The sequence below is a fragment of the Dechloromonas sp. CZR5 genome (genome assembly GCF_008711155.1).
GTDB lineage: Bacteria > Pseudomonadota > Gammaproteobacteria > Burkholderiales > Rhodocyclaceae > Azonexus.
In genome coordinates this window covers 1-21,195 of record NZ_VUYQ01000015.1, presented here as the reverse complement: position 1 = coordinate 21,195, position 21,195 = coordinate 1, and the positions used below count along the sequence as shown (strand labels likewise).

Sequence of the window (21,195 nt, the reverse complement as noted above, 5' to 3'; positions counted from 1 at the left end):
TCGAATATGGATTGATCGTTATAACCGCAGCTCGCAAGCAGTTGTACCTAAAGGGTATTTAGACATCTGTCGTTGCGATTTTATTCTACGCACTTCTGCGTGGGATCACGTGTGTGAATTCGCACGAAGCGACTGCTTATGTTCCATGCTTCCCTCAAATAACTGGCAAGTGAGCGAAGTGTGACCGACGGTCGGTCCGAGACCTTGCTGACCGATCCGCCCAGGAGGCTCCCACAAGTCCCCATTTCAAGGCAAAAAAATGCCCGGCAGCATTAACCACCGGGCAAGGGGCCATGGGGTTCTAATGGCCCAAAGGTATTTCGATTTCGAGGCTTACTTCTTGGCAGCAATGCGGTCGCGGATGTGCTGGGCACGCCCCGAGGAAGACGGGTGCGAGCTGAGCATGCTGCTGCTGTCGCCCAGTTTGGCGAGCTTTTCGAAGGCGGTGATCAGGCCTTCGCGCTTCAGTTTGGCAGCGGTCAGCAGATCGAAGGAGTAGTCGTCCGCATCGGTTTCCTGGGCTTGCGAGAACTGGGCATTGACCAGCTTTTCGGCGATGGCGCCGATATCGGACGAACTCAACGCGGCAACGGCGGAGTTACCCGAGGCAGCGGCGGCTTGGCGGGCAGCGCCGGCGGCATAGGCGACCTGCATGGATTTCTTGGAATGACCCAGCGCGACGTGACCGATTTCGTGGCCGACCACGCCCCGCACCTCGTCGTCGTTCATCAGGTCCATCAGGCCGGAATAGACGCGTACGCAGCCGTTGTTCATGGCCCAGGCGTTGACCTCCTTGGTCTCGTAAACCTTGTAGTTGATGGTCACGCCCTCGGCGGCCTTGGGCATGTTCTTGACGATCCTGGCCAGGCGCAGCGCGTACTTGCTCTTCGGGGCGGCGATTTTCGATTTGCCGTCGAGTTCGGCACAGGACTTTTCCGATAGCTGCATTACATCGGCATCGCTCAGCGTGGCCGCCTGGACAGCCGATTTACCGGCCGTGATCAGGCCTTCGGCATTGGTGGCGGAGACCGCGGAAGTCGAACCGGTATTGCTGCAGGCGCCTAAAAACAGGGCCGCCAGCACCGTGGCGACTGCAAGACGACCATCCCGGATGACGGCAGGCGAAGTATTTGAAAAGCGGGGTGCAATTTTCATGACTGGAATCCTATTTCGTTTGCGAGATTGGCCACTCACCGGCGACCGAACCGGTATTTTATCACCCCGACATAATCCGAAATTCATTTTTCATGCAACTGGAATTACCTCCCCATACACGGCATGCGCAAGGCGTCGCAACACGTGCCACCCGACCTCCGGCATCCAGCTACAATCCGCTGCCAGACAAGCATTTCATAGCGGATCGATCTCTTAACATGTATCAACTACAGGCACAGGGCGACCGGCTATCGTTTCGCCCTCCCGGCATCTGAAGCATCCATCGCCGACCAGCCCAGATAGCTGTAAAAACTGCTGCTGGTAGCGTTTCCGCCGCTTCACGAATTCCCTCTCTTTCCACGCAAAGCACTTCATGAAAAACCTTAGCATCGCCGCCCGTCTCGGTATCGGCTTCAGCGTTGTCATCGCCTTTCTGGTGACCATCGCCGTCATCGGCATCTCCCGTCTCGCCCTGCTCGACAGCAACACCCGGACCATCGAGACGCAGGTCCAGATGATGAGCCTGAGCAACGACATCGTCAGCAAGACGAACCAGATCGCCATCGCCCTGCGCAACATGATGCTGGCCGAAACCGACGACGACCAGAACCGCCAGACGCAGATCATCCTCGACCGCCGCGCCTCCATCCTGAAGGACATCGAACAGCTGTGGCCGCTGGTCACCGATCCGCGCGCCCGCGAAATCCTCGAACGCGCCAAGACGCAGCGCGCCCGCTACATCGACGGTCAGGAAAAGCTGGTCGCCTTGATCAAATCGGGGTCTCCCGAAGCGTCGCGACGCTTCCTGAACACCGAACTCCGTCCCATCCTGCTCCAGTATCAGGACGCGCTCGGTGAGTTCAACACTTACCAGAAAGAGCTGGTGGCCGCAGCCGGCACCGAGGCTCACGAGCAACACAAGAATGCCCGCAATCTCAGTATCGGCATTGTCGTCGTCGCTCTCGCCGTGTCGGCCCTGATGGCCCTGTGGGTCATCCGCTCGGTTACCGGGCCGCTCGGCGGCGAGCCGGCTGCCGCCCTGGCGGTGATCGAACGGATCGCCGAAGGCGATCTGACCGCGACGATCCCTGTCCGTGACCAGGACACGCACAGCCTGATGGCAGCGACGCGGAAGATGCAAAACAGCCTGCGGCAAATGCTCGATGAGCTGCGGCGGAATGCCGACGGTGTCGCCAATGCGGCACATGAGATGGCAACCACCTCCCAGCAGGTCGCCAGCGCCTCGGCACTGCAATCGGAAGCCGCCGCATCGATGGCGGCGGCCGTCGAGGAAATGACGGTCTCCGTCAACCACGTTTCGGACAGCGCCCACCACGCCCATAGCGTGACCACGCAAACCGGGGCATTGTCGAATGCCGGCAACCAGGCGATCGACGATACTGTTGCCGAAATGCAGCGTATCTCGGCCGCCGTGCACCAAGCATCGGGCACCATCCGCGCAATGGGCGACAGCTCGCAGCGGATCAGCAGCATCGTCGGCGTCATCAAGGATGTCGCCGACCAGACCAATCTGCTCGCCCTCAATGCCGCCATCGAGGCCGCTCGTGCCGGGGAAGCCGGGCGCGGCTTCGCAGTGGTGGCGGACGAGGTCCGGAAACTCGCCGAACGGACGGCCAAGGCGACGACCGAAATTTCCGACATGGTGAGCACGGTCCAGGGCAATGCCGAGCAGGCAGTCAGCACCATGGACGAAACCGTCGCGCGCGTCGCCGAAGGCGTCAGCCTGGCACGCAAGACCAGTGAATCGATGCTCAGTATCAACCACGGTGCCCAACAGGTAATGGACACGGTAACCGACATTTCCAATGCGCTCCGGGAACAAGGTGTAGCCAGCAACGAAATTGCGGTGAATGTCGAGAACATCGCACGACGCTCCGAGGAAAACAGCAGCGCCGTGCGCGCCGTGGCGGAAACCGCTCTCCACCTGGAAAAACTGGCCGCCGACACGCGCCAGGCGGTCAGCCGCTTCCACATCTGAGGGCAAGCCGCCACGCGGCGCCGGGGAGGAATCACGCCGATGCTGTATTTAAATACAGCATCTCGTGCAAGGCGGGCCGCTTTTGCGTATAGTTTCCACCTCCCCCAACCCCGGCCCTACAGCGATGGAAACCATCCGCATCCGCGGTGCGCGCACCCACAATTTAAAGAACATCAATCTCGACCTGCCACGCGACCAGCTCATCGTCATCACCGGGCTATCCGGCTCAGGCAAGTCCTCGCTGGCATTCGACACGCTGTATGCGGAAGGCCAGCGGCGCTATGTCGAATCGCTGTCGGCCTACGCCCGGCAGTTCCTGCAGTTGATGGAAAAGCCCGATGTCGACCTGATCGAAGGCCTGAGCCCGGCCATTTCCATCGAGCAGAAGGCAACCTCGCACAACCCGCGCTCGACCGTCGGCACCGTGACGGAAATCCACGACTACCTGCGCCTGCTCTATGCCCGCGCCGGCACGCCGTATTGCCCAGATCACAACCAGCCACTGGAGGCGCAGACCGTGTCCCAGATGGTCGATACCGTGCTTGCCCTGCCGGCCGAAACCAAGCTGATGATCCTTGCCCCGGTGGTTGCCAATCGCAAGGGTGAGCAGCTCGATCTGTTCACCGAACTACGCGCCCAGGGTTTCGCCCGCGTCCGCGTCGACGGCACGGTCTACGAGATCGACGCCGTGCCCAAGCTGGCCAAGACACAGAAGCACACCGTCGATGTCGTGGTAGACCGCCTCAAGGTGCGTGACGACATGCGTCAGCGCCTGGCCGAGTCCTTCGAAACGGCGCTGCGCCACGCCGAAGGGCGGGCCATTGCGCTGGAGATGGACAGCAATGTCGAACACCTGTTCTCGGCCAAGTTCGCCTGTCCGGTCTGCTCCTACGCCTTGCAGGAACTGGAACCGCGCCTGTTCTCCTTCAACAATCCGATGGGCGCCTGCCCGAAGTGCGACGGCCTGGGCGTCATCCAGTTCTTCGATCCCAAGCGCGTCGTCACCGGCCCGCACCTGTCGCTGGCAGCCGGCGCCATCCGCGGCTGGGACAAGAAGAACCAGTTCTACTTTCAGATCATCGAATCCCTCGCTGCCCACTACGATTTCTCGGTCGATACGCCGTGGCAGGACCTGCCTGAAAACGTCCGCCAGATCATTCTCTACGGCTCCGGCAGTGTCTCGATCAACATCCGCTACCTGAACGAGAAGGGTACGCGCTTCGAGCGCACGCACACCTTCGAGGGCATCATCCCCAACCTCGAGCGCCGTTACCGGGGTAGCGACTCGACCGCCGTGCGCGAGGAACTGGCCAAGTACATCAGCAACTCGACCTGCCCGACCTGCGCCGGCACCCGCCTGCGCACCGAGGCCCGGCATGTCCGCGTCGGCGACAAGACACTGCACGAAATCAGCCGTCTTCCGCTCGGCGAGGCGCGCAACTACTTCAACTGCCTGACACTGACCGGCGCCAAGGCGCAGGTGGCGGAGAAGATCCTCAAGGAAATCACCGCCCGCCTGTCCTTCCTGATCAACGTCGGCCTCGACTACCTGTGCCTGGAACGTTCGGCCGAAACGCTGTCCGGCGGCGAGGCGCAGCGCATCCGCCTGGCCTCGCAGATCGGCTCCGGCCTGACCGGCGTGATGTACGTGCTCGACGAGCCGTCCATCGGCCTGCACCAGCGCGACAACGACCGCCTGCTCGAAACGCTGAAGAACCTGCGCGACATGGGCAATACCGTGCTCGTCGTCGAGCATGACGAGGATGCCATCCGAAGCGCCGACTACGTGATCGACATCGGCCCCGGTGCCGGCGTGCATGGCGGATTCATCGTCGCGGCCGGAACACCAGCCGAGGTCGCCGCCAACCCGGCCTCGATGACGGGCGATTACCTGTCCGGACGCAAGGCCATCACGGCGCCCAAATCCCGCCGCCAACCCAATCCCGACAAACAGCTCAAGGTAATCGGCGCCCACGGCAACAACCTGCGCGATGTCACGCTGGAAATCCCCGGCGGCCTGTTCACCTGCATCACCGGCGTTTCCGGCTCGGGCAAATCGACGCTGATCAACGACACGCTGTATGCGGCGGCCGCCAAGCACCTTTACGGTTCGACCACGGAACCGGCCCCGCACAAGGAAATCGTCGGCCTCGACCTGTTCGACAAGGTGATCAACGTCGACCAGGCGCCGATCGGTCGCACACCGCGCTCCAACCCGGCCACCTATACCGGCCTGCTGACGCCGATCCGCGAGCTGTTTTCCCAAGTACCGGAGTCGCGTGCGCGCGGTTACGGCCCCGGCCGTTTCAGTTTCAACGTCAAGGGTGGCCGCTGCGAGGCCTGCCAGGGCGATGGGATGATCAAGGTCGAGATGCACTTCCTGCCCGACATCTACGTCCCCTGCGACGTTTGCCACGGCAAGCGCTACAACCGGGAAACGCTGGAAATCCAGTACAAGGGCAAGAACATCCACGACATCCTCGGCATGACCGTCGAGCAGGCACGCGAATTCTTCGACGCCGTGCCAGTCGTTGCGCGCAAGCTGCAGACGCTGGTGGACGTGGGTCTCAGCTACATTACCCTCGGCCAGAGTGCGACCACGCTGTCCGGCGGCGAGGCGCAGCGGGTCAAGCTGGCGCTCGAACTGTCCAAACGCGACACCGGCCGTACCCTCTACATCCTCGACGAGCCGACCACCGGCCTGCATTTCCAGGACATCGAGATGCTGCTCAGCGTGCTCCAGCGCCTGGCTGCCAACGGCAATACCATTGTCGTCATCGAGCACAACCTCGACGTCATCAAGACCGCCGACTGGATCGTCGACCTCGGCCCGGAGGGAGGGGGCGGCGGTGGCCGCATCCTGGTTTCCGGTCCGCCTGAAATCGTGGCGAAACATAAAACCAGCCATACTGGCCGCTTCCTCAAACCGCTACTGGGAAAAAGCTGACGGACTATGGAACACAACGGTATTGCCCTGCTCATCGATGCCGATAACTGCCCTGCCAGCAAGATCACCGACATCCTCGACGAACTGTCGAAATATGGCGTGATCAACATCCGCCGAGCCTATGGCGACTGGAAGAGTCAAAACCTGAACGGTTGGGCGGAGATTCTGCACGACCATGCCATCCAGCCGATTCAGCAATTTGCCTACACCAAAGGCAAAAATGCGACAGACAGCGCCATCATCATCGATGCGATGGACTTGCTGCATGGTCAGAAACTGAGTGCTTTCGGCATTGCCTCCAGCGACTCGGACTTCACGCCCCTTGCCATGCGCCTGCGCGCTGCTGGCCACAAGGTATTCGGGTTCGGCGAAAAGAAAACGCCGCCGCCATTTGTCAATGCCTGCACCAAGTTCCTGTTCCTTGAAAGCCTCGGCCAACCGACGACAACCGAAACCCAGGTAACCGCCCCCGTCCCAACCCAGCGCAAGTCCACCAATGAATTGCGCTGCGACACCCGGCTGGTTAACGCTTTGCGCAACGCAGTCACCGCAATTTCGGATGAAGAAGGATGGGCAGCGCTGGCTTCGGTCGGACACCACATCAACAAAAGTTGGCCTGCTTTCGACCAGCGCAACTACGGCTACAGCAAGCTCGGCGACTTGGTCATTGCCAGCGAGTTGTTCGAATTGCGCCGCGACAACCATAACCACATGCAGCTTCGCTCAACCGGCAAAAAGAGCCAAAAACCGAAGCCCACCGAGAAAAGCACACAATGAACGATTTCGAAGAATTCAAGGGCAAGCAAGGCCTGACCCGGCTGATCAATGCGCTCGGGTACTCGAAGGATGGCCTGTGCGCCGCCTGGAAAAACGAAGCCGCCTTCCGCGAGGAAGTGCTGCTGGCAGCGGTGGCCTTTCCCCTGGCGTTCTATCTCGGCCACACCGGCATCGAGCGGGCGCTGATGGCCGGCAGCATCATCGTCATCTTGATCGTCGAAATCCTGAATTCGGCCGTCGAAGCCGTCGTCGACAAGGCTTCGCCGGAAAAGCACGAACTGGCCAAGCGGGCCAAGGACATGGGCAGCGCGGCGGTGCTGCTGTCGCTGCTCAATGCGGCGGTGATCTGGGCTTGCGTACTCTGGCCCTGAGCGCCGCTCAGGGCTTGCGGCACCCGGCCGAGAAGTCCAGGTCCCTGGCGTAGGCCGAGGTTTTCACGTCGAGCAGCCCGAGCAGGGTATGGAAGATGTGATCGTGGCTGAGCGGCGTGGCGGCGACCTTGCCGATGCAGCCGCCATCCAGCGCGAAGCTTGCCGGGAAGCCCGCCGAGAACCACATCACCATCGGCACCTTGGTCTGCACGTCCGGGGCGATCTTGTACGGTACGCCATGGAGGAAAAGTCCCTTCTCGCCCAGCGATTCGCCATGGTCCGACACATAGAGCAAGGCCGAATCGTGCGTGGCATGGTCGCGCAAGGTGCGCACCAGCGAAGCGACGACGTGGTCGGTATAGCGGATCGCGTTGTCGTAGGCGTTGACGATGCTCTCGTTGCTGCACTTGGGCAGATCGGGGTCCTCGCAGGCCGGGGTGAAATGCTTGAAGGCGTCCGGGTAGCGCTTGAAGTAGGCCGGGCCGTGGTTACCCATCTGGTGCAGGACGATGAGCAGGTTGCCCGGCGTCTCGCCGATCAACTGCTTCAACGAATCGACCAGCGCACCATCCTGGCATTCGCCCCCGGCGCAAGCTGCCGGCGATTTGAGCGGATCGGGACGGATCGATTCCACCCCGTCGCACACGCCCTTGCAACCGGACTGGTTGTCGACCCAGACGACGCGGAAACCGGCACGGGCAACGACATCGAGAACCGACTCGCTGCGCCGGATGCGCGTTTCGTCGTAGGCACGCCGCCCCCAGGGCGAGAAGATGCAGGGCAGCGAGGTTTCGGTATCGGTGCCGCAACTGGTCACGTCGGCAAAATTGACGATACCCTCCTCGGCGGCCAGTTCCGGCGTCGTCTGCCGGGCATAGCCGGACAACCCCCAGTTGGCGGCCCGCGCCGTTTCGCCGAGCACCATGACCATGACTACCGGTTTCCGGCGCTCTGCCCAGGCCGCTCCCGGGGTTGCGTCGGCACCGACCGCTTCGCGCGGGCGGTCGGCCTCCTTCGCCTGGCTGCGCGCCACCTGGCTCAGCGAGTAGATGTAATTGGCTGGCGTGACCAGGAAACGTAATTCCCGGTTATTGCGCATCAGCGAAGCGATATCCTGGAAATTGGCGAAAATCGCGCCCCCTGCGGCGAGCAGCGCCAGCAACAACGCACCGGCGCGAACCAGTACGGCACGCCCGAAAGTCCTTTGCTGCAGGCGAATCCGGCTCAGTAGCCAGAGTGGAATAGCGGCATACAACAGCAGCTGGGGGATCAGCGACCACGTCATCAGGTCGCGCGCCTCGCGTACATCGGTCGCCATCACGTTGCGCAGCATGGCGGTGTCGAGATAGACCTTGTAGCGGGACATGAAATGCACGGCAAAGGCTGTTGCCACGAACAGCAAGGCCAGGAGCGGCTTGGTCGTCCACCGCGTGGCGACCAGGCCCAGCAGTGCGAAATGCAAGGCAATCAGGACGACCAGCAGCGACGCGCCGAGCAGCCAGCTATCCGGCTGCGCCATGTCGTAGCCGGCCAGCATGCCGGACAGGAACAAGCCATTGCAGAACAGGGCGAAGAAAAGGCTGGCCAGCAGCAGCACGCTCTCGATGGAGAGAACGACCTGCCCCGCAGCGAGGCGTTGAACGAAGGAGAAAAGTGCCGCCAGCGGTCGACGCATTGGAAATTCCCGAAAATTTCAGCCCGGGATTTTACTGCCCGGCACGACCCGCTCAGGGATTTTCTTGTATCGGATTTGTGACGGCCCCGGCATCGCCGATCACCACCCGGTTGCGCCCCTGCCGCTTGGCCTCATACAGGGCCTCGTCGGCATGCCGCAGGGCGGCCTCGATCGGACATTCGCTGGCGTCGGCCAGGCCGATACTGACGGTTACCGTGACCCGTCGCCCATCGGGCAGCAGCACCTCGTTGTCGGCACAGCCGGCGCGCAGGCGTTCAGCCAGCTTGACGGTTTCCACGGTGGAAATCTCGGGAAACAGGAAAGCGAACTCCTCGCCCCCGTATCGACAAACGAGATCGGACTGGCGCAACGCCTCGCGAACCCGCTCGGCAAATGCCTTCAACACGGCATCGCCGGCGGCGTGGCCATAGGTGTCGTTCAGCTTCTTGAAGAAATCGAGATCGGCCATCGCCACCGTGACCGGCCGTCGGTAGCGTTGGGCACGCTGTAGCTCCACCTCGGCCGACTGCATGAAATGGCGCCGGTTCATCAGGCCGGTCAGGCCATCCTTGTTGGCCAGCGACTCCAGGCCGCGCCGGATTTCCTCGTTCTGGACCAGCAGCGCGTGGTGCTCGCGAATGGCTTCCTCGACCGCCTGAATCTCGAGCAGGCGCGAGGTATTGAACACGGGCGCCGGTTTGTCCGCACTGAGGCCGGACAAGGCGCGATCGATGCGCTGCAATGGATGAATCAGGTGACGGCGCACCAGCACGACGAGAACGACAAGGAACAGACCGACCAGCAACAGCACCGCCATCAGCTTGTAGCGCGCCAGATTCATGGCAGTCGACGCCTGCTGCAGATCACTGCCGGCCAGGTTGATGCCCTCGATCGATATGTCATCGACCAGGATGCCCAGACGAGCGGCAATGCCTTGCCATTCGTCGTAATGGCCCATCGGTCGCTTGTCGCTTCGCGACGACTGGCCGACCACCTGGCCCAGGAACTGCTCGACCTCCCGCGCCAGCCTGGCCGCCTCCGGATGTTCCAGGACGCTGGGATGACTTGCGATCAACGTCACCACAAACATCGACTGCTGCCGCGACGCATGCGAGCTCACCGCGAAGATGCGCTCCCCTTCCTGCCGCAACTGCTCCAGATTCCGCGCCAGACGCTGGTAGCGAATGATCTCGGGAAAGGTCCGCTCCTGCAGGCGGCCGTTAACCTCGATCACCCGTTGCTGGTCGCTGGCGAGAAGCAGCACCGCCACGCCAAAGGCAATGACGAAGACGGCGGCCAGCAAGCCGAAAGCCCGACCGGCAGGAAAGCCGCGACGGCCGGGCACGGCTTCAGGCATGGCGATACGCCGAAGGCGCATGGAAAACTGACGACGGCATCAACTCACCCGGAAAGGGAGAAAACGGGAGTTGATACGATCATACGTCCCATTTCGCTTGATGCGCGCAAGTGCCGCGTTGATATCGTTTTTCAGCTGCGGTCTGTGGGGGGAAATGCCGAACGATATATCGCCGCTCAATTCGGCTGCCCGCAAAACCGTAGGCGTCAGCCCCAGCCCGCGGAATGCCCGGCTCTTCTGCATCTGCAACGCGGCGATCATCGGCACCAGAGCCGCCTGCGCTTCACCGGCTATCAACATGCGCGTCAGTTCGCCACTGCTGCGTACCGCCTTTACATCCCAGCCCTGACGGCGGGCATAGTCCTCCTGGATCGAGTCGCCGACCACGGCGACGCGGATTCCCTTGCGCCCCGGCGAAGCATCGGCGGGTCCGAGCCACAGGCTGAACGAGCGGTAGTACGGATCGGCCTGAATCAGCTTGCCCCGCTGCTCCCGGGTTTCGAAGATGCCGGTTGCAGCGATGTCGGCCTTGCCCTGCAACAAACGCGGCAGCGCGTCGCGCTCGGCGACGACGTCGAACACACAGTTGGCGCCAATCTCGCTGCACAAGGCCCGGGCGATCTCGACGCTAAAGCCGGTGAGCCGCCCCGACTCGTCCCGATAAGCCAGCGGCGCGGCATCCTCGACAACGACAACGCGCAAATCGACGGAACGCCCTCCTTCAGCCCAAGCCGGAAACGGAAGAAAAAACGTCAGCAGAAGCGCCAGAAGGAGCCGATGCATTTCATGACCGAATTATGACGATCGGTAATTATATGACAGGGAACACAGCCCCGTGACGACTTAATCCCCTAGTGCATACCCTAGCGGCAGTTCGACCAGCACGCCCTGCATGGGAAAGAAGATCGCCGCCCGGATCGGCAGCGGATCGCCGGCAAACAGCGCGGCATAGCGCTCCAGTTGCGGCCGGTGGCTTTCCGCCCGCTGCCGAAGCTCCGATTCGGGCAGGCGGGCCGTCTTGTAATCGATGATCCAGCGGCACCCCTCGGCCACAAAGCAACGGTCGATCACGTGATGGCTGGCCTGCCTGTCCTGCAGGCTGCTCCACGCCTGCTCGGCAGCGCCTTCGGCATGGGCGGCGAGCACCCAGCGCCCCGGCTCGCTGTTCAGTGTGCCGACGAGCGCCGCCACCACGTCGGCGGCGCCGGCCTCGACGGCCTCGGGAGGGTGCCCCCGCACCGCCAGCCAGCGTCGATACGCCGGCTCCGCGGCCGCCACGCGTTCCGGCGACCAGCGTTCCGTTCCTTGCAGCGCGATGATCTCCAGGCAGCGATGGACCAGCGTCCCGACCGAGGTCTCCAGCGACAGCGCGCCATCGCTTTCGTCAAGGACAAGCGGATTGTCGGCGGCCTGCCGATCGCCGGAAGGTGCCTGCAAGGCCTCCGGGATGCCGACTTGACGAAGACGGAGCAGCGGCGGCACGAAAGCCGCGGGATCGAAATCCCCGCTGGCGTGCTGCGGCACCTCCTCCGCCAGGGCCGCAACGCACGCCGGCTGCGCGATGCCCGTCCACAGCAGCTTGAGCAGGGTGCCGGCGGCCGGCGGCTTCAGGCCCTCGTCCTTGCGTTCGTCGGCTTTGGCGACGCCGACCAGGTGCAGGCAGCGGATCGCCCGCGTCGCGGCCACGTAGAGCAGGCGTTCCGTTTCGTGCGCCGCCCGTTCGGCTTCGACGCGGCGCAGGTAATCATAGGCGGTCGGTTCGTCGCTGCCGGCGCCTTTCTGGCGCATCGGCGCAACCAGCAGATGCTCGCGACCATCGGCGGCGGGGAATAGGTCCCAGAGCAACAGGCTGCTGTCGTTGCTTCCCGTATCGCGGTGCAGGCCGGGCAGGATGACTGTATCGAACTCCAGACCCTTCGACTTGTGAATGGTCATCATCTGCACGGCATCGCCCTGCGGATCGGCCGGCGCGAACAGATCGGCCGCATGCTCGGCCAGCGTATCGGCATCGAGGCTGCGCGCGGCGGCCAGGCGGTCGACCAGCGCAAAGAAGGCCGCCACGTCGTTGAGCGCTTCCGGCGCTTCCAGGCAACGCGGACCACCCAGCATCAGCCAGACGCCCTCCAGCCAGCGTCGCGGATGCTGCCGGTCGCGCGCGGCAAAGGCGCCGGCCAGCACCGTGCGTACATGCTCCAGACGGCTGCGGCCATCGGCGGAGAGGCGCTGCACGCGCCCGTCGTCCTGCATCAGCTGCCAGATCGTTTTTTGCCGGTCGTCGGCGGCCAGCGCATGCAGATCGGCCAGCGTCAGGCCGCACCACGGTGCCCGCAGCAAGGCCAGCCAATGTACGCGGTCGGCCCGGTGATGCAGGGCGCGGAACAGGATGAGCAGATCCTGGATGTGCTGCCGTCCGTCCAGGCCCTCGATATCCACGGCCTGGAAACGCAAGTCGGGAGCGCTGCGCCGGATTTCCGCAACCAGCGCATCGAGGTGGCTGCGCGCCCGCACCAGCACGGCGACGCGCTGTTCCGGCGCATCCCGCCGCGCCTGGCGGATCAGCGCCAGCACCCGCCGCGCTTCCTCGCCGGCGCTATCGCCCCCGTCCCGGTCGATGACCGGGTGGACGACCACGCCGCTGTCGCTCCTTGCCTCCCGGGTGGCGGCCGACTCGGCATAGCGCACGGCGCCGGTCTCAGGCCAGTCCTCGGCCGGAAATATGCCGGGGAATGCGGCATTGACCCAGTCGACAATCCCCGGATACGAGCGGTTGTTGCGGAACAGGCGCAAATGTTCGAGGCGAACGTCGCCGATGCCGCGCTCGCGTACACGCAGGAACAGGCCGACGTCGGCCTTGCGGAAACGGTAGATCGACTGCATCGGGTCGCCGACCACAAACAGGGTGCGGCCATCGTCGGGCATCCAGCCGCGCATCAGCTGCTTCAGCAGATCGACCTGGGTCGGGCTGGTGTCCTGGAATTCATCGACCAGGAGGTGGCGAATACGGTAGTCGAGCGCCTGCGCCAGATCGGTCGGCGCCTCGTCATCACCCAGCGCCAGGCCGGCGCGGGCGGCGATTTCGATGAAGTCGACCTCGCCGGCTTCCTGGAAAGCCAGCCACAGTTGCCCTGCCACCAGGCGCAGCAGGCGCGAAAAGCACGCCACCGTCGCCCATTCGGCGTCGCTCAGGCGCGGTTGCGGCAGACTCGCCAGCATGCCCAGGGCCTCCTCGAGGCCGGCGGTCGCCCGCAGGTCGGCCAGCAGTTCGAGCATGGCCTTCTTCTGCTCGGCGAACGGCTTGTCGGCCGGAAAGCCGCAGCGCTTGTCGACCGTCTTGCGCAGCGTCCCCGTGCCGGTCAGCAGCAGGCCGACCAGTGCCTGCCAGCGCGCCAGATCGTCGATCCGGGCGCGTAGCGGCTCGGCCCAGTCGAGCAACGCATCGAAGCTGCCCGCCGCCTGGGCCGCCGCGAAACGGGCCAGCGGCATGAGCAGCGATTGCATCCGCCCGTCCAGCAACTCGCCGGCCGACCTGAGATCGCGTTCGATCAGCCCGGCAAAGCCGGCCTCGACCTCGGCCTTCATCTCGCCGCTTTCGATTCGCGACGTATGCGCCAGCCACTGGTCGCGCTTGCCGAGCATCGCAATGAGCAGACTTTCCAGACGCCCGGCGTTGTTATCCATGAAGGCCAGCGCACCGGCCACGACGTCGGCGTCGCTGCCTTCGGATTCGACCATCTCGAGGGTGCGGCGAGCCGCCGTGGCGTAATGGCTCTCGGCATCCTCGCAGACCGCCGGCTGGCTGCCGAAACGGCTGAGGTAAGGCATCTGGCGCGCCAGGCTGGCGCACAGCGCGTCGAGGGTGGTGATGCGCAAGCGCCCCGGATGATCGAGCAGCCCCCATCCCTGCTCGCCGTCGCGCGCCAGTACCGCGCCTGCCAGGCGGAAGGTCAGCTGCTTGTGCGGCTCGGCGGGCAGCACCCCGCTCGCCGCCGTTTCCAGGCTGCGCAGGATGCGGTCGCGCATCTCGGTCGCTGCCTTGTTGGTGAAGGTCAGCGCCAGCACCTCTTCCGGATGGTCGACCACGGCCAGCAGACGCAGGTAGCGCTGGGTGAGCAGTTCTGTCTTGCCGGCGCCGGCCGGCGCCTCGACGATGAACGACGCAACCTCCAGCGCCCGTTCGCGGGCCTGCCGATCCTCGGCCAGACGGTCGCTCAAGGACATCGACACGGACTCAGGAAATCCGGAACAGACGGGCAAAGTTGGCGACATCCAGAACCTGCCTGACCGCCCCCCGGGTATTGGCGAGTTCGACCTCCTTCCCGACCGCACCCGCCTTCTCCCTCAGCAGCAGCAACATGCCGAGCGCCGAACTGTCGAGGTAGTCCACACCGGCGAAATCGAGCACGATGACCTTCACCCCGGCGTCGGCGATGACCAGGTCGTAGGCGCTCCGGAAATCGCGGTGCGAATCGAACTGGAATCGACCGCTCAGCCGCAATGTGGCGCGTTCGTCGGTTTTGGATGTCTGGATTTTCATGAACTCTCCCTGTTTTTTTTCTTGAGGTTTCCGTCAGCCGCCCAAGCGCCTGGCCCATGCCGCGAGCGCCTGCATCTGGGCGGCAACCTGCTGGATCAGCTTGGCGTCCGTCAGATTGCCGTCGGTGTCGAAGGCGCCGGCAAACGCATTGGCAAAGACTTCCGGCTTGTTGAGCGGGTGCAGGTCGAGAAAGACGCAAACCTGGCGCAGATGGTACTGCGCCCGCGACGTTCCCATGCCGCCGCCAGCCCCCATGATGGCCACGGCCTTGCCGGCGAGCAGGGCATTGTTCGGCTCGCGCGACGCCCAGTCGAGGGCGTTCTTGAGCGCCGGAGCAATCGAATAGTTGTATTCGGGGCAGGCCAGGACCAGCGCATCGGCTGCCTGCATGCCGGCCAGCAGCGCCTGGACCGCGGCCGGTTTTTCGGTCAAATCGGCGTTATACAGAGGCACCGCCGTCAGGTCGGCGATATCCATGCTCACGCCTTCCGGCAGTTCGGCCATCGCCGCCCGCAGCAGGCCGGCGTTGGTGGATTGGCGGCGCAGGCTGCCGCAGATACCCAGCAATTTCAGTTCACGCATGCTTTTCTCCCGTTCAATGGATAGGGTCGCCGGTATCGCTACCGGCCATCATGCCGGCAGCCGCCGCCAGCAAACGGCGACGCTCCGGCAAACGCAACAGCGGCAGCACCTCACAATACTGCAGCCCTTGTTCGTCGGCAAAGCTGACACCGGCCACCCCGGCCTTCACTTCGCCGGCCACGGCATGCAGCCGCTCCCGCCAATGGGTAATGACCGCGATCCAGTCGGGAAATTCGGCTGGATCGAATATTCTCTGCCGCTCGTCGCCGACCCCCTGCACGCCGGGCAGGATGTCCTTCTCGTCGGCAACGCCGGCAAAGGCCGGCTTGTCGAGCAGCACCTTGGCGAAGACGACGGCCGCGACCTCGTCATTGACCAGTGCGGCATAGATCGGCAGCTGCGGCTCGGTGATCCGCTGACCGGCCCAGTTTTTCGTATCGATGCCGGCACCGGTCTTGTAGTCGATGATGAGCTGCCGTCCATCGTCGAGGCGGTCGATGCGATCGACGACCATCCGGACCTTGATGCCGTCGATTTCGACCTCGGCCGGCTGCTCGCAGGCAATGACCGCGAAGGCCTGGCTGCGCTGCCGTTCGAGCTGCAGCCACACATCGAGCAGCTTGTGCAGACGAGCCGCTTCCAGCACCCGAAAACGCACCGGCAGCGTCGTGCGGCGCTCCGTTTCGAATGTCTGAATAGCGGCAGCCACTGCGGCCTCGACGGCTTGCCGGCACGCCTCTCCCGACAAGGCGACGAGCGCGGCCGAGGTCTGCACCTCGCGCCAGAAAGCCTCCAGCGCCGCATGCACCAGCGTGCCGCGGGCGGCCGGATCGAGGCCCTCGACCGGCACCTCCATGGCCTCGCCACCGAGGCGGTACTGGTAATAAGCCCAGGCCGGGCAGATGGCCTGCGCACGCAACAGCCAGCTGCCGCCCGAAACCTTCTCGCCGTCCGTGACGGGCGGCGCGACGGCATCGTCGAGCCGTTCGATGGCGGCGCTTGCCGTGGCGGCCAATTGCCTGTCCACGGTTTCCAATCCCGCCGGCTCGACCAGCTGAACCGGCAGCTTCGCCAGCAAGGGACTGGGCCGCAGCAGGCGATTGCCGTCGGCCAGCGCGTAGGAATAGCGCACCTCGGGCGCCGCCCGTGACAGCCGCGCATGGACGCAGCGGGCAAAGTTGAGCTCGACCTCGGCGCTGGCGTGGCTGGCTCCCGCCGCACGCAGCAAGGCCGCCGGCAGCAGCGGATTGGGACGCGGCGACGGCGGCCACTGGTCGTCGTTCAGTCCCATCACCCACAGCGCATCGAAGGACAGGCCGGCGCTCTCCAGCACCCCGAGCACCTGAATAGCCGGCTGGCCCCGCGTTTCCGGCTGGAACAGGCGCTGCCGGCACACCTGCGAGAGACGGCGCACCGCCTCGGCAAAACCCAGCGGGCCCAGCAGCGCATCGAACCGCCCGAAACCATCGAGCACCTCGCCGAAGGCGCGACGCGCCTGGTACTCATGGCTGGACAAGGGTCGGTCACCCGGCCAGCCGGCTGCAGCCAGCGCGGCACGAAAGAGCCCGGCCCAACGGCTGGCCGGCAGCTTGCGCGGCGCCCGCTCGCTCGCCTCGACAAAGGCAGCCAGCGCCGCCATCGTCTCCGGACAAAGAGACGGCGCATGGGCCGCCAGGCGTTCGGCCAGGCCCAGAATGGCGCGCAGCGTGGTGAAATACGGCAAATCTCGACGTACGGCGGCGTCGAGCCGCGCCCGGCCATCGGCCTCCGCCTCGGCCGCCGACCAGCCGCCCGCGAGCAACAGCGCCGACAGCCGCCGCTGCTCGATCTTGGCCCGGCTACCGCCCAGCGACAGCAAATCGAGGGCAACGCGGATCAGGGGGATGTCCGCCAGCGCGCGTCCCAGCGAAAAATTGAAGCACCGCGGATGCTCGGCCGCATCGGGCCGGATCAGGGCCGGATGCAGGACATCGTCGAGCAGGAATTCGAGGCGGTCGCGCACGCCGGCCAGGTTGGGAGCGACGATGCCGAGCCTGGCCTCGGGGTTGCCGGCCAGGCGCTGGCGCGCCCAGGCCACGACCAGCGCGCATTCGGCATCGAGATCGGCGCAGGCATGCACCGCTTGCCGGGGTTCCTCGCAAAAGGCCGTGCGCTCCTGCTCGACCCCGACGCCGCGCGCGTTCAGCGCAGCCATCAGGTCGCGCTCCAGCGGCGTGAAGCGGTCGAAGCCGGCAAAAACCACCGTCTCCGGCAAGGCAAAATGGCCGGCCTCGATCAGGCCGATCACTTGCCGGTGCAGCCCGGCCGTATCGATCCAGCCATCCGCCCGGCAACGCCGCTCAAACTCGGCCTGCCAGCCAACGAACAAGCGCGCCTCGTCGGACAATGAGGTGCCGCCCGGCTGAAGTTTCCAGACGCGACACAGCGCCTGCGCCTCCGCGGCGGAGGCCGCCATGCCCTGAATATCGAACAGGGGCGCCGCTTCGGTCAGCGAGCCGGCGATCACCTTCTCCCAGAGCAGACGATCGGCAAACGTGTCGAGTGCCGTCGGCAGGTCGGCGAGTCCGGTCAATCCGGCTTCCTCGGCCAGCCCGCCCAGCCACTGGGCAAGCGTCAACGCCTGGCGGGTCCGCCACACGCGCCGCTCGGCCGGCACCTCGCCGCGCAGCGTCTGGGCAAGACGCGTCGTGGCGCACAGGGTCAGGCTGGCATTCAATCAGCGCCCCCGGGACAACGCACGATCAATGCGCCACGGCCGGGACGGCCGGTTTGGCCGGAGCGGCAGGCCCTGCCGGTGCAGCGGGCGGCGGCAGGGAAGCGGGGGCAGCCGGCTTGATGGCCGGTGCGGCGGGTTTCACCGTCACAGCCGGAACGGCCGGGGCGGCAGGCTTCGCCGGCGAAGATGCAGCTGCCGGGGCAAGCGGGGTAGCCGGCTTGCCTTCCAGCATCGGCCTGGCCGGGCCGGCGGGCCGGGCGGGAGAAGCGGGGACCTCGGGCTTTTCCGCAGCAACCGAAGCGGCCGCGGCAGACTTGCCCGGCTGGGCGGCTTTGGCGGGGCCGGCCGGTGCCGTGTCATGGCGGCTTGGTGCCGGCGCGCTCGACGGCGTGGCCGGCGCGGAGGCCCCCTCCGTCCTGGCGGATTTTCCCGGAGCATTTTTCTTGTCGCCCGCCTTCGTTGCCGCACCGTCGGCTGCGTCTATTTTGGTCGGCCCGGAAAACGAAACCTTGCCTTTCAGGCCATCGACGACGTTCTCATGCAGGCCCGGCACCTTCTTCAGGTCGCGCAGCGACTTGAACAGGCCGTTCTGTTGCCGGTAATCGATGATTGCCTGGGCACGGGTTTCGCCGATGCCGTACAGCGTGTCCAATTCTTCGAGTGTCGCGGTATTGACGTTCACCTTGGCCAAGGCCAGGCCGGAACACAACAGTGCCGCCATCGCTAGCGACAGGAAACGTGCTTTCATGCTCTCTCTCCGGGGTCGTGGTTGCCCAGTATGCCACCCTCGGCCGGCTCAGGGCGTTCCGACGAAGAGGAACAGGTTGGAAACGCCGCTCGTCGAGTAGCCGAAGCCGAGATAGGCCGGACCGAACGGTGTCTGTCCGCCCAGATAGATGGCGGCCGAATCGATCAGTCCGTCGCTTTTCGATTCGCTGTAGCGCATCCCGACCTTCGCCGCTTCAAGGGCGAAACCCAGACGCATGTCACCGCTCAGGCCGAGCGGCAGGTGGCCGATGATCCGCTCGGTACGCAGGCCAAGATAGCGGATGTCGTCACCGACCACCTGGTTGGGTGCGAAGGCGGTCAAGTTCAGGAACCCGCCCAGGTAGCCGGCATCATAGAACGGCAGCACACCGCGCGGCGATCCGGTATAGCGGAAACGGGCATTGAAGACGGTGCCGCCCAGTGCGAAGGCCCCCTGCAGGTTGGCCTCGGCTTTCGAATAGCCGACCTCCGGCGAGTCGAAATAGGACAGCTGCGCCGCCCAACCGCGGGTCGGGAAATGCATGCGATCGAACTGGTCGAAATCGAGGCTGGTCTTCCAGCCGCCGAAACTGGCGCCGGCATTGGGCGAGGAAGGCGAGCCGATGTCGAGATCGTAGTTGCGCCGTCGTTGCACCCAACCGAGACGCACCGGTCCGAGCACGCCGATATTGGCGCCGAGATAGACGCCATGGCCGTTCTCGGTCACCTTGTACTGGGCAATACGGGCATCGTTCTGATAAATATTCAGGCGACTCTGCTCGACACCGACCGTCGCCTCGACGAACAGGCGCTGCGCCGGATCGAGCGGCTGGTAGAGGTTGGCGCCAAGGCGGTTCGTCGAGCCGACGTCGCCGCTCACGATCAGTTCGCCGCCAAGGCGATTGAGCCAGGTTGAGTGATAGGCGGCGCGCAAACCGAACGAGGTCCCCTGGCTGTTGTCGGCCTGCAGATTCAGGCCGAAGCGCAGGTAATCCGGTCCCCAGCGCTTTTCCACCGGGGTGACGCGCAGAATGTTCTTGTCGCGCTGGGAGAGTACCGTGTAATCGACGCTCTCGTACCAGCCGTCACCATACATGCGCAGCAGATCCCGGTTGATGTCGGCAGGCTGGATGCGCTGCCCCGGTTCGATATGCAGATGGCGCGCTACCGCCGCCGTATCGACCCTGTTCAGCCCGGCAATTTCGATTTCGTCGATGCGCGGCGCACTGCGACGCCTGACCTCGATGCCTTGCCACCAGGCGGCATAGGCTTCGGGCGACAGGGACAACGCCACCAGCCGGCCGCTCACCGCATCGCCAGCCGCCCTGCCGCGATCGGCCGCTTCGCCATGCCGCGAAAAATCGCCGGCCGTTATGCCGCTCAGATCGGGCCTGATGTAGATGTCGCCCGCACGCAACAAGGCCAGCGACCGGCTGACGTTCTGCTCGGTCAGGATGGCGATCATCTGCGCCGAGACGGTAATCAGCGAGCCGACCTCCTCGGCCTTGAGCAGCGGGGAGCCGACGTTCACGGCGATCACGATGTCCGCCTTGCAGCGCTCGCGCACCTCGGCAATCGGCAGGTTATCGACCAGCCCGCCATCGACCAGCTTGCGCCCCTCATGATCGACCGGCGCCAGCAGCCCGGGCACCGACATGCTCGCCCGCATGGCCAGTGTCAGCGGACCGTCGCGAAAGATCACGCGCTCGCCGGTACCGATGTCGGTGGCCACGATGGAAACCGGCAGCGGCAAGTCCTCGAGATTGCGCTCCCCCAGATTGGCATCCACGAGCTGGTTGAAAAACAGCTTGATCTTCTGGCCGGTGACGACACCGCTCTGGTATTTGACGCCATCGATCATCACGCCGCTTTCCGAGCCCGCCAGAAAGCGCCGCGCCATGGTCTTGTTGCGATAGCTCAGTTCCGCGTAATCCGGATTGTCGATGAACATGTCGCTCCAGTCCGCGGCAGCCAGGCTCTCGCGCATGGCGGCGGGCGACATGCCGGCCGCCCACGCCCCGGCAACCAGGGCCCCCATGCTGGTCCCGGCCACGCAATCGACGGGCACACGATTCTGCTGCAGGGTTTCGAGAATGCCGATATGCGCGGCGCCGCGTGCCCCCCCGCCACCGAGGACCAGGCCGATGCGCGGACGAGGGGCATCGGCGGCCAGCGCCATGTTGGCAACGGCCAGCAGCGCCGGAATCAGCCAGCGGACAAGCATCCGGAAAAGTCGGGACATGTTTTTTCCAAGCGAAAAAAAGCCCCGCTATGCGGGGCTTTTCGTTGAAGCGACGGCGGATTACTTGGTGCCGATGACTTCGATGTCGACGCG

At 64.6% G+C, this 21,195-nt stretch carries 14 protein-coding genes; 4 read left to right on the top strand and 10 right to left on the bottom strand.

Going from position 1 to position 21,195, the window contains the following annotated elements:
- Positions 1–333: 333 nt before the first annotated feature.
- On the bottom strand, positions 334–1,155 hold the full coding sequence (locus tag F1002_RS20330) for a M48 family metalloprotease (protein WP_150430878.1): 822 nt from the start codon (positions 1,153–1,155) through the stop codon (positions 334–336).
- 373 nt (positions 1,156–1,528) lie between these two features.
- Here F1002_RS20330 and F1002_RS20325 point away from each other — a divergent pair, with 373 nt between their 5' ends.
- The 4 genes from F1002_RS20325 to F1002_RS20310 all read left to right on the top strand — a co-directional run bounded on the left by F1002_RS20325 (position 1,529) and on the right by F1002_RS20310 (position 7,249).
- Positions 1,529–3,154: a methyl-accepting chemotaxis protein gene (locus F1002_RS20325; protein WP_150430877.1), complete on the top strand. Its 1,626-nt coding sequence runs from the start codon at positions 1,529–1,531 to the stop codon at positions 3,152–3,154.
- A 124-nt stretch (positions 3,155–3,278) separates the two neighbouring features.
- On the top strand, positions 3,279–6,101 hold the full coding sequence (gene uvrA, locus F1002_RS20320; protein ID WP_150430876.1) for an excinuclease ABC subunit UvrA: 2,823 nt from the start codon (positions 3,279–3,281) through the stop codon (positions 6,099–6,101).
- Positions 6,102–6,107: 6 nt separating this feature from the next.
- Positions 6,108–6,878, top strand: coding sequence for an NYN domain-containing protein (locus F1002_RS20315; RefSeq protein ID WP_150430875.1), 771 nt, complete (start codon positions 6,108–6,110; stop codon positions 6,876–6,878).
- A complete protein-coding gene (locus F1002_RS20310) occupies positions 6,875–7,249 on the top strand; it encodes a diacylglycerol kinase (protein ID WP_150430874.1) in 375 nt (124 codons plus the stop codon). The genes F1002_RS20315 and F1002_RS20310 overlap by 4 nt, the downstream gene beginning before the upstream one ends.
- Positions 7,250–7,256: 7 nt before the next feature.
- Here the strand turns inward: F1002_RS20310 and F1002_RS20305 are convergent, their stop codons facing one another.
- The 9 genes from F1002_RS20305 to F1002_RS20265 form a co-directional block, all read right to left on the bottom strand.
- On the bottom strand, positions 7,257–8,924 hold the full coding sequence (locus F1002_RS20305; protein WP_150430873.1) for a phosphoethanolamine transferase: 1,668 nt from the start codon (positions 8,922–8,924) through the stop codon (positions 7,257–7,259).
- 52 nt (positions 8,925–8,976) lie between these two features.
- Complete coding sequence (locus F1002_RS20300; RefSeq protein WP_191090489.1) at positions 8,977–10,281, bottom strand: diguanylate cyclase; 1,305 nt, start codon at positions 10,279–10,281, stop codon at positions 8,977–8,979.
- A gap of 39 nt (positions 10,282–10,320) precedes the next feature.
- Positions 10,321–10,983 carry an ABC transporter substrate-binding protein gene (locus F1002_RS20295; RefSeq protein WP_223879711.1) on the bottom strand — a complete coding sequence of 221 codons (663 nt, stop codon included), beginning with the start codon at positions 10,981–10,983 and terminating at the stop codon, positions 10,321–10,323.
- Positions 10,984–11,124: 141 nt separating this feature from the next.
- Positions 11,125–14,499 carry an exodeoxyribonuclease V subunit beta gene (locus tag F1002_RS20290; RefSeq protein WP_150430870.1) on the bottom strand — a complete coding sequence of 1,125 codons (3,375 nt, stop codon included), beginning with the start codon at positions 14,497–14,499 and terminating at the stop codon, positions 11,125–11,127.
- A 10-nt stretch (positions 14,500–14,509) separates the two neighbouring features.
- The gene (locus F1002_RS20285) at positions 14,510–14,815 is read right to left on the bottom strand and encodes an STAS domain-containing protein (protein ID WP_150430869.1); all 306 of its coding nucleotides are present in this window, start codon (positions 14,813–14,815) and stop codon (positions 14,510–14,512) included.
- Positions 14,816–14,848: 33 nt separating this feature from the next.
- A complete protein-coding gene (locus tag F1002_RS20280) occupies positions 14,849–15,397 on the bottom strand; it encodes an NADPH-dependent FMN reductase (RefSeq protein WP_150430868.1) in 549 nt (182 codons plus the stop codon).
- Between the two features lie 13 nt (positions 15,398–15,410).
- Positions 15,411–18,113 (bottom strand): PD-(D/E)XK nuclease family protein, encoded by a 2,703-nt coding sequence (locus tag F1002_RS20275; protein WP_150430867.1) that lies wholly within the window; start codon positions 18,111–18,113, stop codon positions 15,411–15,413.
- A gap of 25 nt (positions 18,114–18,138) precedes the next feature.
- Complete coding sequence (locus F1002_RS21460; RefSeq protein ID WP_304522912.1) at positions 18,139–18,861, bottom strand: ComEA family DNA-binding protein; 723 nt, start codon at positions 18,859–18,861, stop codon at positions 18,139–18,141.
- Between the two features lie 48 nt (positions 18,862–18,909).
- Positions 18,910–21,102, bottom strand: coding sequence for a patatin-like phospholipase family protein (locus tag F1002_RS20265; RefSeq protein WP_150430866.1), 2,193 nt, complete (start codon positions 21,100–21,102; stop codon positions 18,910–18,912).
- Positions 21,103–21,195 lie beyond the last annotated feature (93 nt).

What these genes read in the sequence shown, in the direction of transcription:
- F1002_RS20330 (WP_150430878.1), bottom strand. Translation starts at nt 1,155, where the DNA reads ATGAAAATTGCACCCCGCTTTTCAAATACTTCGCCTGCCGTCATCCGG.
- F1002_RS20325 (WP_150430877.1), top strand. Translation starts at nt 1,529, where the DNA reads ATGAAAAACCTTAGCATCGCCGCCCGTCTCGGTATCGGCTTCAGCGTT.
- uvrA (WP_150430876.1), top strand. Translation starts at nt 3,279, where the DNA reads ATGGAAACCATCCGCATCCGCGGTGCGCGCACCCACAATTTAAAGAAC.
- F1002_RS20315 (WP_150430875.1), top strand. Translation starts at nt 6,108, where the DNA reads ATGGAACACAACGGTATTGCCCTGCTCATCGATGCCGATAACTGCCCT.
- F1002_RS20310 (WP_150430874.1), top strand. Translation starts at nt 6,875, where the DNA reads ATGAACGATTTCGAAGAATTCAAGGGCAAGCAAGGCCTGACCCGGCTG.
- F1002_RS20305 (WP_150430873.1), bottom strand. Translation starts at nt 8,924, where the DNA reads ATGCGTCGACCGCTGGCGGCACTTTTCTCCTTCGTTCAACGCCTCGCT.
- F1002_RS20300 (WP_191090489.1), bottom strand. Translation starts at nt 10,281, where the DNA reads ATGCCTGAAGCCGTGCCCGGCCGTCGCGGCTTTCCTGCCGGTCGGGCT.
- F1002_RS20290 (WP_150430870.1), bottom strand. Translation starts at nt 14,499, where the DNA reads ATGTCCTTGAGCGACCGTCTGGCCGAGGATCGGCAGGCCCGCGAACGG.
- F1002_RS20285 (WP_150430869.1), bottom strand. Translation starts at nt 14,815, where the DNA reads ATGAAAATCCAGACATCCAAAACCGACGAACGCGCCACATTGCGGCTG.
- F1002_RS20280 (WP_150430868.1), bottom strand. Translation starts at nt 15,397, where the DNA reads ATGCGTGAACTGAAATTGCTGGGTATCTGCGGCAGCCTGCGCCGCCAA.
- F1002_RS21460 (WP_304522912.1), bottom strand. Translation starts at nt 18,861, where the DNA reads ATGAAAGCACGTTTCCTGTCGCTAGCGATGGCGGCACTGTTGTGTTCC.
- F1002_RS20265 (WP_150430866.1), bottom strand. Translation starts at nt 21,102, where the DNA reads ATGTCCCGACTTTTCCGGATGCTTGTCCGCTGGCTGATTCCGGCGCTG.